Source organism: Paraburkholderia sp., from assembly GCF_024281035.1.
Classification (GTDB): domain Bacteria; phylum Pseudomonadota; class Gammaproteobacteria; order Burkholderiales; family Burkholderiaceae; genus Paraburkholderia.
The window spans coordinates 13,057-27,613 of sequence record NZ_JAMXLH010000060.1 but is presented as its reverse complement, the minus strand read 5'-3'; the positions used below and the strand labels follow the sequence as shown (position 1 = coordinate 27,613).

The window sequence follows — 14,557 nt, the reverse complement described above, 5'->3', positions numbered from 1 at the left end:
ATCGTCGCGGCCGCGTGCGCGATTGCGCTAGACTCCCGCGTCTACATCGTGTTCGGAATGAGGAGATGCCGATGCTGCGCAAGACTCTCAACGCGTCTCGGCTGCAGGAAGAAGTGAGCCGTCGACTGCACAAGCTGCAGGAAGCGATCGACGACGGCGTGAAGTTCGTCGTGCCGCGCCCGCAGTTTCAGCCTGCGGATCGTACTGGCTGCAACTGGACGATGAAGCATTTTGGCAATGCGTCCGGATTCGAATCGGGCATCGCCAGCGTGCTCGCGAAAGTGCAGGCGGAATACAACCTGGCGACCGACGAAGAAGAAGCGCCTGAGTGGACAGGCGATCCGTTCGGCGGATCGAAGCGGGCGGGCGATGCGAATCCGTTTGGTGAGGCAGCCGGTGCGGCGAAAGCTGGAAATCCGTTCGGCGATCCGCGGCCCGCGAAGCAGGGCGATCCGTTCGGCGGCGAATCGACCGATGCTGCGCCGAAACGGCCCGGCAATCCGTTCGGCGACGAATAAAGCGGGACGTTTGAAACGACGAGAGTAATAACGCGAAGAATGACGCGCGCCGCCGTGGTGGCTGGCGCGCGTCGTTTTGCGATCAGCTTTCGTCGGCTACGGCCTTGGTGCGCGTGCGACGGGCCCGGGACGGAGCTTTCTTCGCTGCGGGCGCTCGCTCGGCGTCTGCCGAAGATGGCGTGTCGCTGGCCGGTTGCGCTTTGGCGGTTTTGCGCGCGGGGCTCTTGCGCGAAGCCGTCTTGCGGGCACGGCGCGGGGCTGCTGCTGCCTCGACGCTTTCCGCTGCCGCAGCAATATCCGTGTTCGACGCAGGTGCAACTTCCGGCTCGACAGGCGCCGCAGCGTGCGGCGCATTACCCACGGGAAGAGTGACGTGTTCGGTTTGAACGTGTTCCGTTTCGCTCGCGTGCGCGCCGGCATGATCGTGAAGCGCCGCAACGGGCGTCTCGGCCGCGCTTTCGCGACTCTCGTCGCCGCTTGCCGCTTCGCGGACGTTACGCCGCCCCTTGCCGCGGCCTTTGCCCCGTCCGCGCGATTCTTCGCCGCGCGGGGCCGGGACTTCGCTGGCGGGAATAGCCGCTGGCGCAGCGACAGCAGGTACGGCTACGGCGCTGGCGGACGGATTCGTGCGCGAGACAAAAGCGCCTGATTTCTCGTCGCGGCCCACTTCGAGCAGCCCGCGCGCTTGCGCTTCATCGAGCAGGTTGCCGAATGCGCGAAAGCCGTAGCGTGTTTCGTTGAAGTCGGGCCGACGCCGCTTGATTGCGCTCTTCAATACCGATGCCCAGATCTTGCCGCTGTCGCCGCGCTCGAGCACGAGCGCATCGAGCGTTTCGACGGCAAGCGCGATCGCCTTCGATTTGCGTTCCTCCGACTTGCGCTCTTCCGTGTCCGCCTTCGGCTGACGCTCCTCACCGGCCGGGCGTTTCGCGCCCGCGCCGCTGTCGCGCTTCGCGCCGCCGCGCGACGACTCGCGCTCAAGCTCGCGAACCAGATCGTCGTAGAAAATAAATTCGTCGCAGTTCGCGACGAGCAGATCGGAGGTCGAATTCTTCACGCCTACGCCAATCACCTTCTTCGCGTTCTCGCGCAGCTTCGAGACGAGCGGCGAGAAGTCGGAGTCGCCGCTCACGATCACGAACGTGTCGACGTGCGACTTCGTATAGCAGAGATCGAGTGCATCCACGACAAGGCGGATATCGGCGGAATTCTTGCCCGACTGCCGTACGTGCGGGATTTCGATCAGCTCGAAACTCGCTTCGTGCATCGATGCCTTGAAGCCTTTGTAGCGTTCCCAGTCGCAATACGCTTTCTTCACGACGATGCTGCCCTTGAGCAAGAGCCGTTCGAGCACGGGCTTGATATCGAAGCGGTCGATTTTCGCGTCGCGCACGCCAAGTGCGACGTTCTCGAAATCGCAGAACACCGCCATGCTGACGTTTTCTTGGGGGGAGGCCATGTGGTTTGATCGTTCCATCTACAGTTTGAGCGCACATGATAGCCCGTCCCGCGTGCGCGGGACGCAAAGGCAGACGTGGCGCGCGCGGCGTGCGTCGTCCATAGTAGGTGTATCTGTCGCGCGAGGAGAGTCGCCATGCCGGATTCGCAAACGCCGTCGCTCGAAGCGTGGCTCGACAAGACCGAGACGCTGGCCGACGACATCACGTCATTCCCGCTGCGTGCGCTCGCGGCGACGCTCGATCGCGACGCGCCTGCGGATATCGTGCCGCCGCTGTGGCACTGGCTGTATTTCCTGCCCGTGACGCGGCTTGCGCAGGTGGGACATGACGGGCATCCTAAACGCGGCGATTTTTTACCGCCGGTGGCGTTGCCGCGACGCATGTGGGCAGGCGGGCGTCTGACGTTTCATGCGCCGCTGCGTGCGGGGCAGCGAGCGCTGCGCACGTCGACCATCGCGAACATCGAGGACAAGACCGGGCGCAGTGGCCGGCTCGTATTCGTGACCGTGCAGCATCGCTACGAAGCGGCGGGTGTGCTGTGCATCGAGGAGGAGCACGATATCGTCTATCGCGACGCACCGCAGCCGGGCGCTCCGGCGCCAAAGGCCGTTGCGGCGCCGCAGGGCGAAACCTGGGCGCGCACGCTCGTGGCCGACCCCGTCATGCTGTTCCGCTATTCGGCGCTCACCTTCAACGGCCATCGCATTCACTACGATTTTCCGTACGCAACGCAGGAGGAGGGTTATCCGGGGCTCGTCGTGCACGGCCCACTGATCGCGACGCTGCTGCTCGATCTCGTGCATCGGCAACGTCCGGACGCGACGGTCGGGGCCTTCGCGTTTCGCGCCGCGCGGCCAGTTTTCGCGAACCATGAATTCACGCTATGTGGCCGGCCCTCGGAAGACGGGCGCGCGGTGGAACTCTGGGCGAAGGATCACGAGGATCATGTGTCGATGCAGGCTACGGCCACGCTCGCCTGAAATTTCGTTTTGAACGCGCGTGCAAAAGCACGCAAAGCGTCACGCGTGAACCAGAGGGCCGTGCCCTGGCGCTGCTTTAGCGGCGTTTCCCGCGCATGAACCGTAGCGCCAAGCGGACGAGATTTGGCGTCGTGCGTGGACGCTGCAGGCGTGGGTCGTAACCGGAGAAGCGCCGGTCGTTCTCGGCAAGACACAGGCGCATCAATTCGGCCGTATCGATATCGACATCCGTTACCGACTGCGCACCGTTCATCGTGAATTTTTTATCGTGCCGGTATTCGTTGCCGTCGGCATCCATCGCGCGCGCAAGGCCGATGCGTTCCCACCCGAGATAGACCCACACGGCAGCCACTTTCAGTTCGAAGCGAATGCGCCGCCACCCCGATAACCCCGCGCGATGCCATGCGACCCAGTTCGCGAACAGAAGGATGTGGCGGCACTCTTCCTGCATGACGGGCTCGAACGTATCGATGAGTTCGGCCGGGAAGAGCCCCGATCGCCGCGCGACCTCGAAGAGGCCGAACGCGAAGAAGCTGTCGACGCATTCGCTGTAGCCGGTCACGAGATAGGCCCATTCGACGTCCCGCGGATAGACGTACGGCGGCTCGCTCGCGAGTTCGATGCCGTATGCCGCCACCATGCGCGACAGCACTTCCTTGTGGCGGTTTTCTTCCCATGCGTTGAGTGCAAGCGCGTCGCGCACGTCGGCGTCGTCGAGTTGCGCGGCGTAGGCGGCCATGCGCAACCGGGCCTTGCCCTCGGTCTGTACCGCAACATCCCAGATCGGCAATTCGACGATCCGCTTGAGCGCCTCCGGTGTGAGCTTCGGCCACTCGATCACGGACGGGCGATACGGATTAAAGGTTTCGCGAAACATGCGGCACATCTCGTGCCGGTGCGTGTCGGAGCCAGGCGTGAGGGGACCGCTCGCGGTGCTCGTCCAGTGGCGCGTATTGCGGTCGGCGGCGTCGAGCGCCGCGCGGTCCGGCTGCTCGCGCGGCAGCTCCGGCGCAACGAAGCCAGGAATCAGTTGCGCTGCGTCGAAGGCGTCGAGTAACTGATCACTCATCGCGAATGTTCCCGGTCGAATGCACAGTGACGCGATTCTGGCACGGTTTCGCTATGCTCGCGCCGAGTCAGGACACGGCGGCGCGGGTGCGTTATTCACGCACCGAACCAGTTCGTCACGATCGATGGATTCGCAATTGATCGGGCGAATAGCGGGTCAATCGACATGCATACGTTGAGCGGGGACACCGGATGCCTGCGGAAACTGCCGCGAGCGGGCGCGCATCGTCTACGAAGCGTTTTCAGCGCAACTGCACGAAGGCAATCAGCAGCACCATGCCGCCGATTGCGCCGTCGAGCACACGCCACGCGCTCGCGCGGCGAAAGAGCGGCGCGAGTGCGCGTGCGCCGTAGCCGAGCGCGATGAACCACACGGCGCTCACGCACATGGCGCCGATCGCGAACGCAAGACGGCTGCCTTCGGCTTCGCGCGCGCCTGCCGTGCCGATCAGGAGAAACGTGTCGAGATAGACGTGCGGATTGAGCCACGTGAACGCGAGCGTCATCAATACGATCGGCCACGCGCGCTGCTCGGGCGTTGACCCGGCAGGCGCGGCGTCGAGCACCGCGTGGCCGGGGCGCACCGCGCGCCGCAGCGCACCGATGCCGAACCACGCGAGCCACGCGAGCCCGGCGTACAGCACGACGTGCACGAAGGTCGGATAGCGCGCGACGAGCACGGAAGCGCCGCCCACGCCCGCGCCGATCAGCAGGAAGTCCGAGAGCGTGCAGAGCACGACGATCTTGCCGACGTGCGAGCGCAGGATGCCCTGGCGCAGCACAAAGGCGTTCTGTGCGCCGATGGTGACGATCAGGGAGGCGCAAAGCGCTGCGCCATGCGAGAAAGCGAGCCAGCTCATGATGGATGCGGTTGGACAGAGTGGGGAAACGGCGCTAGTGTGCCGTCTGCGGCAACATAAGAAAAGTTGATTTCGTTAAACCAGATTAAGGAACGCTAATGCTCGACTATGCTTTGCTCGATGCACTGGCCGCCGTGGTGCGGCACGGTTCGTTCGACCGCGCGGCCGGCGCGCTCAATGTCACGCCTTCGGCGGTCTCCCAACGGGTGAAGCTGCTCGAGGAGCGTGTCGGCACGGTGCTGGTCAAGCGCGGCCAGCCGTGCGTCGCCACGGCATCGGGCGCGCTCCTGTGCCGTCACACTGAACGCGTGCAACTGCTCGAAGCGGAACTGGGCGGCGCAATGCCCACGTTCACCGGCGCGCTCGACGGCGCGCGGCCCACGTTGCGCGTTGCGGTCAACGACGACAGCGTGGGCACCTGGTTCATCGACGCCGTCGCGGCTTTCTGCGTCGAGCGCGGCATGCTGCTCGACCTCGTGATCGACGACCAGGACCACACCGCGCAGCGCATGCGCGACGGCAGCGTGCAGGGCGCGGTCACCACCCAGGCCGAACCTGTGCAGGGCTGCCGCTCGACGCGTCTTGGCCGGATGCGTTATCTCGCCGTCTGCTCACCGGCATTCTTCGATCGTTATTTCGCTCAGGGCGTCGCGCGCGACGCGCTGCGGCGCGCGCCCTGCATCGAATTCAATCCTAAAGACGAGCTTCAGAAGCGCTTTATCCGCCGCATCACGCGCGCACAGGTTGATGCGCCGCGGCATTGGATTCCGCACGTCGCGGGTTTTCTGCGCTGCTGCGTGAACGGTCTCGGTTGGGGAATGTGTCCCGAGCGCATGATCGCGCCGCACCTCGCGCGTGGCGAACTCGTCGAACTCGTGCCGGGCCGCACGCTCGACGTGGAGCTTTACTGGCAGAGCTGGCGGCTCTCGATTGGCTGGCTCGACGACTTCGGCGCGATGCTGCAGCGGCGCTCGACCGAATTCCTCGATCAGGGGCGCGGAGGCTAGCGGCGGCGTCGCCGCCCTATAGCACCTGCGTGCACCTGCGTGCACCTGAGCTAAACCGGAGTAATAAATGCCTGTTTAGCTGCCGTCGAATTGTCGAACTATTTCCGGGTGCGCCATTCGCTGTACTGGTGCGATGGTGGCGCCGTTGTATACCACAGAAGCGCTAAAAATCAATTCATTTCAGATTAATGATTCTTCGAATAGCGGATAGGCGCGGAATCGGCTTCTGCAAGTCCCGCACCGCGCAGGGCGGCAATTTCTTGTCATTTTTCCTGATGTTTAATATATGAAGCGCGCGGCGCATGGGTTGTTATCTGATTATTGGATTTCATTGTTCGGTCATCGTTGGGCGTGACTATTCGAGTAGCCGGGAACGGCGCGCGAGAGGCTGAAGACGGCTGTCTGGCGCGCGCTGTCGTGATGGAGCCCGGCGCGGGACGGGCGGTTCGGCGTGTGGTTGCGTGTGTTTGCATCCCGGCCGCGGAGCTTCAAGGCTTCACAGCGACACAGAACGATTCGGATCAATTCAGAACAATTCAGGACGATGGGCAGGTTATTTTTTCCGGTTTGCCAATGCCAAATCGCAACAAATCGGAAAAAAGGTAGCGAAGGTAAAGAAACAATGGTTGTTTCTATGTGGCCGGGATTGAAAGCTGGCTGCCTTATTTTTTGCATTTCGGATTATCGTGTGAAAATTCTGCTTTCTCTGTGGATTGTCAGAGGGACACGCTATAATCCCAACGTGGTAGCTTGTTTATTCGACCGGCATATTTGAATCGTTTCCGCATGCACGAGGTGCATTATGACGACATTGGATACCGGCAGCGCATGGCAGCAAACCATTGACCTCCTGTCTGCAGCCTCCGAGCCCGTGAGCTTCACGGGGGATCTGGAGGGGAGCAGGATCTGCAAACCGGTACCGGTCACACGCAGCGCTTCGGAGGCGGCCAACCGGCGCCGCGCCACCGTGCGTTCGTGGGACGCGCAGGGCATTACCTTGATTCGGCGCCACGACTCCGATTGCATCACCGTGTGCTGGAGCGACGCCACCTATGGGCGCTACTCCGATCAGCTCTGGCGCGTTTGCACCGCACGGCGCAGTTCGGTCTGCGCGCTCACCGGCGAGAAAATCCGCCGCGGCGACGCCGTGTTCCGGCCCAGTCCCAATCGCCGTCATCGTCCCGCCAATGCGGACGCCATGATTCTCGCGAGCAAGATCGAAAATCTGCCCAACGGCGTGTTTGCAGCCCGTCTCGACGAAGCGCTGGCGGCCTGAGTGGCTGCCGGGCCGCGCCCGGCGTCGGCGTGCGGCCCCAGGGATGCCCGGCACCGTTTGCGTTGCACGGGCTGTGTTTTTCGCCGCTCCGGTTGCGTGTCACCTCTTCCTGTCCTGCGCTCGTGCGCGCAGCGGGTGTGCGCGTGCGGTCCAGCGCTCGCGCAGCGCGTGGATTTGCAGGGACCGTGGGCGCGCGTAGAGGCGTTCAGCGCGTGCGAACGCCGCGCCTTCAGCCATTGCAATTCAGATCCAACCACCATGTAAAACGGGCGCGGCGGCCAGATCTGGCCGCCGCGCCCGTTTTACATGGTGGTTGGATCTGAATTGCAATGGCTGAAGGCGCGGCGTTCGCACGCGCTGAACGCCTCTACGCGCGCCCACGGTCCCTGCAAATCCACGCGCTGCGCGAGCGCTGGACCGCACGCGCACACCCGCTGCGCGCACGAGCGCAGGACAGGAAGAGGTGACACGCAACCGGAGCGGCGAAAAACACAGCCCGTGCAACGCAAACGGTGCCGGGCATCCCTGGGGCCGCACGCCGACGCCGGGCGCGGCCCGGCAGCCACTCAGGCCGCCAGCGCTTCGTCGAGACGGGCTGCAAACACGCCGTTGGGCAGATTTTCGATCTTGCTCGCGAGAATCATGGCGTCCGCATTGGCGGGACGATGACGGCGATTGGGACTGGGCCGGAACACGGCGTCGCCGCGGCGGATTTTCTCGCCGGTGAGCGCGCAGACCGAACTGCGCCGTGCGGTGCAAACGCGCCAGAGCTGATCGGAGTAGCGCCCATAGGTGGCGTCGCTCCAGCACACGGTGATGCAATCGGAGTCGTGGCGCCGAATCAAGGTAATGCCCTGCGCGTCCCACGAACGCACGGTGGCGCGGCGCCGGTTGGCCGCCTCCGAAGCGCTGCGTGTGACCGGTACCGGTTTGCAGATCCTGCTCCCCTCCAGATCCCCCGTGAAGCTCACGGGCTCGGAGGCTGCAGACAGGAGGTCAATGGTTTGCTGCCATGCGCTGCCGGTATCCAATGTCGTCATAATGCACCTCGTGCATGCGGAAACGATTCAAATATGCCGGTCGAATAAACAAGCTACCACGTTGGGATTATAGCGTGTCCCTCTGACAATCCACAGAGAAAGCAGAATTTTCACACGATAATCCGAAATGCAAAAAATAAGGCAGCCAGCTTTCAATCCCGGCCACATAGAAACAACCATTGTTTCTTTACCTTCGCTACCTTTTTTCCGATTTGTTGCGATTTGGCATTGGCAAACCGGAAAAAATAACCTGCCCATCGTCCTGAATTGTTCTGAATTGATCCGAATCGTTCTGTGTCGCTGTGAAGCCTTGAAGCTCCGCGGCCGGGATGCAAACACACGCAACCACACGCCGAACCGCCCGTCCCGCGCCGGGCTCCATCACGACAGCGCGCGCCAGACAGCCGTCTTCAGCCTCTCGCGCGCCGTTCCCGGCTACTCGAATAGTCACGCCCAACGATGACCGAACAATGAAATCCAATAATCAGATAACAACCCATGCGCCGCGCGCTTCATATATTAAACATCAGGAAAAATGACAAGAAATTGCCGCCCTGCGCGGTGCGGGACTTGCAGAAGCCGATTCCGCGCCTATCCGCTATTCGAAGAATCATTAATCTGAAATGAATTGATTTTTAGCGCTTCTGTGGTATACAACGGCGCCACCATCGCACCAGTACAGCGAATGGCGCACCCGGAAATAGTTCGACAATTCGACGGCAGCTAAACAGGCATTTATTACTCCGGTTTAGCTCAGGTGCACGCAGGTGCACGCAGGTGCTATAGGGCGGCGACGCCGCCGCTAGCCTCCGCGCCCCTGATCGAGGAATTCGGTCGAGCGCCGCTGCAGCATCGCGCCGAAGTCGTCGAGCCAGCCAATCGAGAGCCGCCAGCTCTGCCAGTAAAGCTCCACGTCGAGCGTGCGGCCCGGCACGAGTTCGACGAGTTCGCCACGCGCGAGGTGCGGCGCGATCATGCGCTCGGGACACATTCCCCAACCGAGACCGTTCACGCAGCAGCGCAGAAAACCCGCGACGTGCGGAATCCAATGCCGCGGCGCATCAACCTGTGCGCGCGTGATGCGGCGGATAAAGCGCTTCTGAAGCTCGTCTTTAGGATTGAATTCGATGCAGGGCGCGCGCCGCAGCGCGTCGCGCGCGACGCCCTGAGCGAAATAACGATCGAAGAATGCCGGTGAGCAGACGGCGAGATAACGCATCCGGCCAAGACGCGTCGAGCGGCAGCCCTGCACAGGTTCGGCCTGGGTGGTGACCGCGCCCTGCACGCTGCCGTCGCGCATGCGCTGCGCGGTGTGGTCCTGGTCGTCGATCACGAGGTCGAGCAGCATGCCGCGCTCGACGCAGAAAGCCGCGACGGCGTCGATGAACCAGGTGCCCACGCTGTCGTCGTTGACCGCAACGCGCAACGTGGGCCGCGCGCCGTCGAGCGCGCCGGTGAACGTGGGCATTGCGCCGCCCAGTTCCGCTTCGAGCAGTTGCACGCGTTCAGTGTGACGGCACAGGAGCGCGCCCGATGCCGTGGCGACGCACGGCTGGCCGCGCTTGACCAGCACCGTGCCGACACGCTCCTCGAGCAGCTTCACCCGTTGGGAGACCGCCGAAGGCGTGACATTGAGCGCGCCGGCCGCGCGGTCGAACGAACCGTGCCGCACCACGGCGGCCAGTGCATCGAGCAAAGCATAGTCGAGCATTAGCGTTCCTTAATCTGGTTTAACGAAATCAACTTTTCTTATGTTGCCGCAGACGGCACACTAGCGCCGTTTCCCCACTCTGTCCAACCGCATCCATCATGAGCTGGCTCGCTTTCTCGCATGGCGCAGCGCTTTGCGCCTCCCTGATCGTCACCATCGGCGCACAGAACGCCTTTGTGCTGCGCCAGGGCATCCTGCGCTCGCACGTCGGCAAGATCGTCGTGCTCTGCACGCTCTCGGACTTCCTGCTGATCGGCGCGGGCGTGGGCGGCGCTTCCGTGCTCGTCGCGCGCTATCCGACCTTCGTGCACGTCGTGCTGTACGCCGGGCTCGCGTGGCTCGCGTGGTTCGGCATCGGTGCGCTGCGGCGCGCGGTGCGCCCCGGCCACGCGGTGCTCGACGCCGCGCCTGCCGGGTCAACGCCCGAGCAGCGCGCGTGGCCGATCGTATTGATGACGCTCGCGTTCACGTGGCTCAATCCGCACGTCTATCTCGACACGTTTCTCCTGATCGGCACGGCAGGCGCGCGCGAAGCCGAAGGCAGCCGTCTTGCGTTCGCGATCGGCGCCATGTGCGTGAGCGCCGTGTGGTTCATCGCGCTCGGCTACGGCGCACGCGCACTCGCGCCGCTCTTTCGCCGCGCGAGCGCGTGGCGTGTGCTCGACGGCGCAATCGGCGGCATGGTGCTGCTGATTGCCTTCGTGCAGTTGCGCTGAAAACGCTTCGTAGACGATGCGCGCCCGCTCGCGGCAGTTTCCGCAGGCATCCGGTGTCCCCGCTCAACGTATGCATGTCGATTGACCCGCTATTCGCCCGATCAATTGCGAATCCATCGATCGTGACGAACTGGTTCGGTGCGTGAATAACGCACCCGCGCCGCCGTGTCCTGACTCGGCGCGAGCATAGCGAAACCGTGCCAGAATCGCGTCACTGTGCATTCGACCGGGAACATTCGCGATGAGTGATCAGTTACTCGACGCCTTCGACGCAGCGCAACTGATTCCTGGCTTCGTTGCGCCGGAGCTGCCGCGCGAGCAGCCGGACCGCGCGGCGCTCGACGCCGCCGACCGCAATACGCGCCACTGGACGAGCACCGCGAGCGGTCCCCTCACGCCTGGCTCCGACACGCACCGGCACGAGATGTGCCGCATGTTTCGCGAAACCTTTAATCCGTATCGCCCGTCCGTGATCGAGTGGCCGAAGCTCACACCGGAGGCGCTCAAGCGGATCGTCGAATTGCCGATCTGGGATGTTGCGGTACAGACCGAGGGCAAGGCCCGGTTGCGCATGGCCGCCTACGCCGCGCAACTCGACGACGCCGACGTGCGCGACGCGCTTGCACTCAACGCATGGGAAGAAAACCGCCACAAGGAAGTGCTGTCGCGCATGGTGGCGGCATACGGCATCGAACTCGCGAGCGAGCCGCCGTACGTCTATCCGCGGGACGTCGAATGGGCCTATCTCGTGACCGGCTACAGCGAATGCGTCGACAGCTTCTTCGCGTTCGGCCTCTTCGAGGTCGCGCGGCGATCGGGGCTCTTCCCGGCCGAACTCATCGATACGTTCGAGCCCGTCATGCAGGAAGAGTGCCGCCACATCCTTCTGTTCGCGAACTGGGTCGCATGGCATCGCGCGGGGTTATCGGGGTGGCGGCGCATTCGCTTCGAACTGAAAGTGGCTGCCGTGTGGGTCTATCTCGGGTGGGAACGCATCGGCCTTGCGCGCGCGATGGATGCCGACGGCAACGAATACCGGCACGATAAAAAATTCACGATGAACGGTGCGCAGTCGGTAACGGATGTCGATATCGATACGGCCGAATTGATGCGCCTGTGTCTTGCCGAGAACGACCGGCGCTTCTCCGGTTACGACCCACGCCTGCAGCGTCCACGCACGACGCCAAATCTCGTCCGCTTGGCGCTACGGTTCATGCGCGGGAAACGCCGCTAAAGCAGCGCCAGGGCACGGCCCTCTGGTTCACGCGTGACGCTTTGCGTGCTTTTGCACGCGCGTTCAAAACGAAATTTCAGGCGAGCGTGGCCGTAGCCTGCATCGACACATGATCCTCGTGATCCTTCGCCCAGAGTTCCACCGCGCGCCCGTCTTCCGAGGGCCGGCCACATAGCGTGAATTCATGGTTCGCGAAAACTGGCCGCGCGGCGCGAAACGCGAAGGCCCCGACCGTCGCGTCCGGACGTTGCCGATGCACGAGATCGAGCAGCAGCGTCGCGATCAGTGGGCCGTGCACGACGAGCCCCGGATAACCCTCCTCCTGCGTTGCGTACGGAAAATCGTAGTGAATGCGATGGCCGTTGAAGGTGAGCGCCGAATAGCGGAACAGCATGACGGGGTCGGCCACGAGCGTGCGCGCCCAGGTTTCGCCCTGCGGCGCCGCAACGGCCTTTGGCGCCGGAGCGCCCGGCTGCGGTGCGTCGCGATAGACGATATCGTGCTCCTCCTCGATGCACAGCACACCCGCCGCTTCGTAGCGATGCTGCACGGTCACGAATACGAGCCGGCCACTGCGCCCGGTCTTGTCCTCGATGTTCGCGATGGTCGACGTGCGCAGCGCTCGCTGCCCCGCACGCAGCGGCGCATGAAACGTCAGACGCCCGCCTGCCCACATGCGTCGCGGCAACGCCACCGGCGGTAAAAAATCGCCGCGTTTAGGATGCCCGTCATGTCCCACCTGCGCAAGCCGCGTCACGGGCAGGAAATACAGCCAGTGCCACAGCGGCGGCACGATATCCGCAGGCGCGTCGCGATCGAGCGTCGCCGCGAGCGCACGCAGCGGGAATGACGTGATGTCGTCGGCCAGCGTCTCGGTCTTGTCGAGCCACGCTTCGAGCGACGGCGTTTGCGAATCCGGCATGGCGACTCTCCTCGCGCGACAGATACACCTACTATGGACGACGCACGCCGCGCGCGCCACGTCTGCCTTTGCGTCCCGCGCACGCGGGACGGGCTATCATGTGCGCTCAAACTGTAGATGGAACGATCAAACCACATGGCCTCCCCCCAAGAAAACGTCAGCATGGCGGTGTTCTGCGATTTCGAGAACGTCGCACTTGGCGTGCGCGACGCGAAAATCGACCGCTTCGATATCAAGCCCGTGCTCGAACGGCTCTTGCTCAAGGGCAGCATCGTCGTGAAGAAAGCGTATTGCGACTGGGAACGCTACAAAGGCTTCAAGGCATCGATGCACGAAGCGAGTTTCGAGCTGATCGAAATCCCGCACGTACGGCAGTCGGGCAAGAATTCCGCCGATATCCGCCTTGTCGTGGATGCACTCGATCTCTGCTATACGAAGTCGCACGTCGACACGTTCGTGATCGTGAGCGGCGACTCCGACTTCTCGCCGCTCGTCTCGAAGCTGCGCGAGAACGCGAAGAAGGTGATTGGCGTAGGCGTGAAGAATTCGACCTCCGATCTGCTCGTCGCGAACTGCGACGAATTTATTTTCTACGACGATCTGGTTCGCGAGCTTGAGCGCGAGTCGTCGCGCGGCGGCGCGAAGCGCGACAGCGGCGCGGGCGCGAAACGCCCGGCCGGTGAGGAGCGTCAGCCGAAGGCGGACACGGAAGAGCGCAAGTCGGAGGAACGCAAATCGAAGGCGATCGCGCTTGCCGTCGAAACGCTCGATGCGCTCGTGCTCGAGCGCGGCGACAGCGGCAAGATCTGGGCATCGGTATTGAAGAGCGCAATCAAGCGGCGTCGGCCCGACTTCAACGAAACACGCTACGGCTTTCGCGCATTCGGCAACCTGCTCGATGAAGCGCAAGCGCGCGGGCTGCTCGAAGTGGGCCGCGACGAGAAATCAGGCGCTTTTGTCTCGCGCACGAATCCGTCCGCCAGCGCCGTAGCCGTACCTGCTGTCGCTGCGCCAGCGGCTATTCCCGCCAGCGAAGTCCCGGCCCCGCGCGGCGAAGAATCGCGCGGACGGGGCAAAGGCCGCGGCAAGGGGCGGCGTAACGTCCGCGAAGCGGCAAGCGGCGACGAGAGTCGCGAAAGCGCGGCCGAGACGCCCGTTGCGGCGCTTCACGATCATGCCGGCGCGCACGCGAGCGAAACGGAACACGTTCAAACCGAACACGTCACTCTTCCCGTGGGTAATGCGCCGCACGCTGCGGCGCCTGTCGAGCCGGAAGTTGCACCTGCGTCGAACACGGATATTGCTGCGGCAGCGGAAAGCGTCGAGGCAGCAGCAGCCCCGCGCCGTGCCCGCAAGACGGCTTCGCGCAAGAGCCCCGCGCGCAAAACCGCCAAAGCGCAACCGGCCAGCGACACGCCATCTTCGGCAGACGCCGAGCGAGCGCCCGCAGCGAAGAAAGCTCCGTCCCGGGCCCGTCGCACGCGCACCAAGGCCGTAGCCGACGAAAGCTGATCGCAAAACGACGCGCGCCAGCCACCACGGCGGCGCGCGTCATTCTTCGCGTTATTACTCTCGTCGTTTCAAACGTCCCGCTTTATTCGTCGCCGAACGGATTGCCGGGCCGTTTCGGCGCAGCATCGGTCGATTCGCCGCCGAACGGATCGCCCTGCTTCGCGGGCCGCGGATCGCCGAACGGATTTCCAGCTTTCGCCGCACCGGCTGCCTCACCAAACGGATTCGCATCGCCCGCCCGCTTCGATCCGCC

Annotated in this window: 12 protein-coding genes and 1 pseudogene; 7 read left to right on the top strand and 6 right to left on the bottom strand. The window is 63.7% G+C overall.

Features of this window, described 5'->3' with window-relative positions; translation table 11 throughout:
* Window positions 1-71 precede the first annotated feature (71 nt).
* A pseudogene (locus tag Q0L30_RS20305) lies at window positions 72-347 on the top strand (hypothetical protein); the annotation flags it as partial.
* Window positions 348-600: 253 nt separating this feature from the next.
* Here the strand turns inward: Q0L30_RS20305 and Q0L30_RS20300 are convergent.
* Window positions 601-1,977 carry an NYN domain-containing protein gene (locus tag Q0L30_RS20300; RefSeq protein ID WP_296660340.1) on the bottom strand — a complete coding sequence of 459 codons (1,377 nt, stop codon included), beginning with the start codon at window positions 1,975-1,977 and terminating at the stop codon, window positions 601-603.
* A gap of 135 nt (window positions 1,978-2,112) precedes the next feature.
* Between Q0L30_RS20300 and Q0L30_RS20295 the strand changes: the two genes are divergently transcribed.
* On the top strand, window positions 2,113-2,958 hold the full coding sequence (locus Q0L30_RS20295) for a MaoC family dehydratase N-terminal domain-containing protein (protein WP_296660343.1): 846 nt from the start codon (window positions 2,113-2,115) through the stop codon (window positions 2,956-2,958).
* 76 nt (window positions 2,959-3,034) lie between these two features.
* Here Q0L30_RS20295 and Q0L30_RS20290 read toward each other — a convergent pair whose 3' ends face one another.
* Entirely contained in the window at window positions 3,035-4,027 is a 993-nt protein-coding gene (locus tag Q0L30_RS20290; RefSeq protein WP_296660346.1) for a ferritin-like domain-containing protein, read from the bottom strand.
* Window positions 4,028-4,268: 241 nt separating this feature from the next.
* Window positions 4,269-4,886 carry a LysE/ArgO family amino acid transporter gene (locus Q0L30_RS20285; RefSeq protein WP_296660349.1) on the bottom strand — a complete coding sequence of 206 codons (618 nt, stop codon included), beginning with the start codon at window positions 4,884-4,886 and terminating at the stop codon, window positions 4,269-4,271.
* 98 nt (window positions 4,887-4,984) lie between these two features.
* Between Q0L30_RS20285 and Q0L30_RS20280 the strand changes: the two genes are divergently transcribed.
* Together Q0L30_RS20280 and Q0L30_RS20275 are read left to right on the top strand one after the other, a co-directional pair.
* Window positions 4,985-5,893: a LysR family transcriptional regulator ArgP gene (locus Q0L30_RS20280; protein WP_296660352.1), complete on the top strand. Its 909-nt coding sequence runs from the start codon at window positions 4,985-4,987 to the stop codon at window positions 5,891-5,893.
* Window positions 5,894-6,695: 802 nt separating this feature from the next.
* The gene (locus tag Q0L30_RS20275) at window positions 6,696-7,169 is read left to right on the top strand and encodes a DUF3331 domain-containing protein (protein ID WP_296660355.1); all 474 of its coding nucleotides are present in this window, start codon (window positions 6,696-6,698) and stop codon (window positions 7,167-7,169) included.
* 566 nt (window positions 7,170-7,735) lie between these two features.
* Here the strand turns inward: Q0L30_RS20275 and Q0L30_RS20270 are convergent.
* Window positions 7,736-8,209, bottom strand: coding sequence for a DUF3331 domain-containing protein (locus Q0L30_RS20270; RefSeq protein ID WP_296660355.1), 474 nt, complete (start codon window positions 8,207-8,209; stop codon window positions 7,736-7,738).
* 802 nt (window positions 8,210-9,011) lie between these two features.
* On the bottom strand, window positions 9,012-9,920 hold the full coding sequence (locus tag Q0L30_RS20265) for a LysR family transcriptional regulator ArgP (protein ID WP_296660352.1): 909 nt from the start codon (window positions 9,918-9,920) through the stop codon (window positions 9,012-9,014).
* A 98-nt stretch (window positions 9,921-10,018) separates the two neighbouring features.
* Between Q0L30_RS20265 and Q0L30_RS20260 the strand changes: the two genes are divergently transcribed.
* The gene (locus Q0L30_RS20260; protein ID WP_296660349.1) at window positions 10,019-10,636 is read left to right on the top strand and encodes a LysE/ArgO family amino acid transporter; all 618 of its coding nucleotides are present in this window, start codon (window positions 10,019-10,021) and stop codon (window positions 10,634-10,636) included.
* 241 nt (window positions 10,637-10,877) lie between these two features.
* Window positions 10,878-11,870, top strand: a complete 993-nt coding sequence (locus Q0L30_RS20255; RefSeq protein WP_296660346.1) for a ferritin-like domain-containing protein — start codon at window positions 10,878-10,880, stop codon at window positions 11,868-11,870.
* 76 nt (window positions 11,871-11,946) lie between these two features.
* Here the strand turns inward: Q0L30_RS20255 and Q0L30_RS20250 are convergent, their stop codons facing one another.
* On the bottom strand, window positions 11,947-12,792 hold the full coding sequence (locus tag Q0L30_RS20250) for a MaoC family dehydratase N-terminal domain-containing protein (RefSeq protein ID WP_296660343.1): 846 nt from the start codon (window positions 12,790-12,792) through the stop codon (window positions 11,947-11,949).
* Between the two features lie 135 nt (window positions 12,793-12,927).
* On the opposite strand from Q0L30_RS20250, the gene Q0L30_RS20245 reads away from it, so the two are divergent.
* Window positions 12,928-14,304, top strand: coding sequence for an NYN domain-containing protein (locus Q0L30_RS20245; RefSeq protein ID WP_296660340.1), 1,377 nt, complete (start codon window positions 12,928-12,930; stop codon window positions 14,302-14,304).
* Window positions 14,305-14,557 lie beyond the last annotated feature (253 nt).

What these genes read in the sequence shown, in the direction of transcription:
- Q0L30_RS20300 (WP_296660340.1), bottom strand. Translation starts at nt 1,977, where the DNA reads ATGGCCTCCCCCCAAGAAAACGTCAGCATGGCGGTGTTCTGCGATTTC.
- Q0L30_RS20295 (WP_296660343.1), top strand. Translation starts at nt 2,113, where the DNA reads ATGCCGGATTCGCAAACGCCGTCGCTCGAAGCGTGGCTCGACAAGACC.
- Q0L30_RS20290 (WP_296660346.1), bottom strand. Translation starts at nt 4,027, where the DNA reads ATGAGTGATCAGTTACTCGACGCCTTCGACGCAGCGCAACTGATTCCT.
- Q0L30_RS20285 (WP_296660349.1), bottom strand. Translation starts at nt 4,886, where the DNA reads ATGAGCTGGCTCGCTTTCTCGCATGGCGCAGCGCTTTGCGCCTCCCTG.
- Q0L30_RS20280 (WP_296660352.1), top strand. Translation starts at nt 4,985, where the DNA reads ATGCTCGACTATGCTTTGCTCGATGCACTGGCCGCCGTGGTGCGGCAC.
- Q0L30_RS20275 (WP_296660355.1), top strand. Translation starts at nt 6,696, where the DNA reads ATGACGACATTGGATACCGGCAGCGCATGGCAGCAAACCATTGACCTC.
- Q0L30_RS20270 (WP_296660355.1), bottom strand. Translation starts at nt 8,209, where the DNA reads ATGACGACATTGGATACCGGCAGCGCATGGCAGCAAACCATTGACCTC.
- Q0L30_RS20265 (WP_296660352.1), bottom strand. Translation starts at nt 9,920, where the DNA reads ATGCTCGACTATGCTTTGCTCGATGCACTGGCCGCCGTGGTGCGGCAC.
- Q0L30_RS20260 (WP_296660349.1), top strand. Translation starts at nt 10,019, where the DNA reads ATGAGCTGGCTCGCTTTCTCGCATGGCGCAGCGCTTTGCGCCTCCCTG.
- Q0L30_RS20255 (WP_296660346.1), top strand. Translation starts at nt 10,878, where the DNA reads ATGAGTGATCAGTTACTCGACGCCTTCGACGCAGCGCAACTGATTCCT.
- Q0L30_RS20250 (WP_296660343.1), bottom strand. Translation starts at nt 12,792, where the DNA reads ATGCCGGATTCGCAAACGCCGTCGCTCGAAGCGTGGCTCGACAAGACC.
- Q0L30_RS20245 (WP_296660340.1), top strand. Translation starts at nt 12,928, where the DNA reads ATGGCCTCCCCCCAAGAAAACGTCAGCATGGCGGTGTTCTGCGATTTC.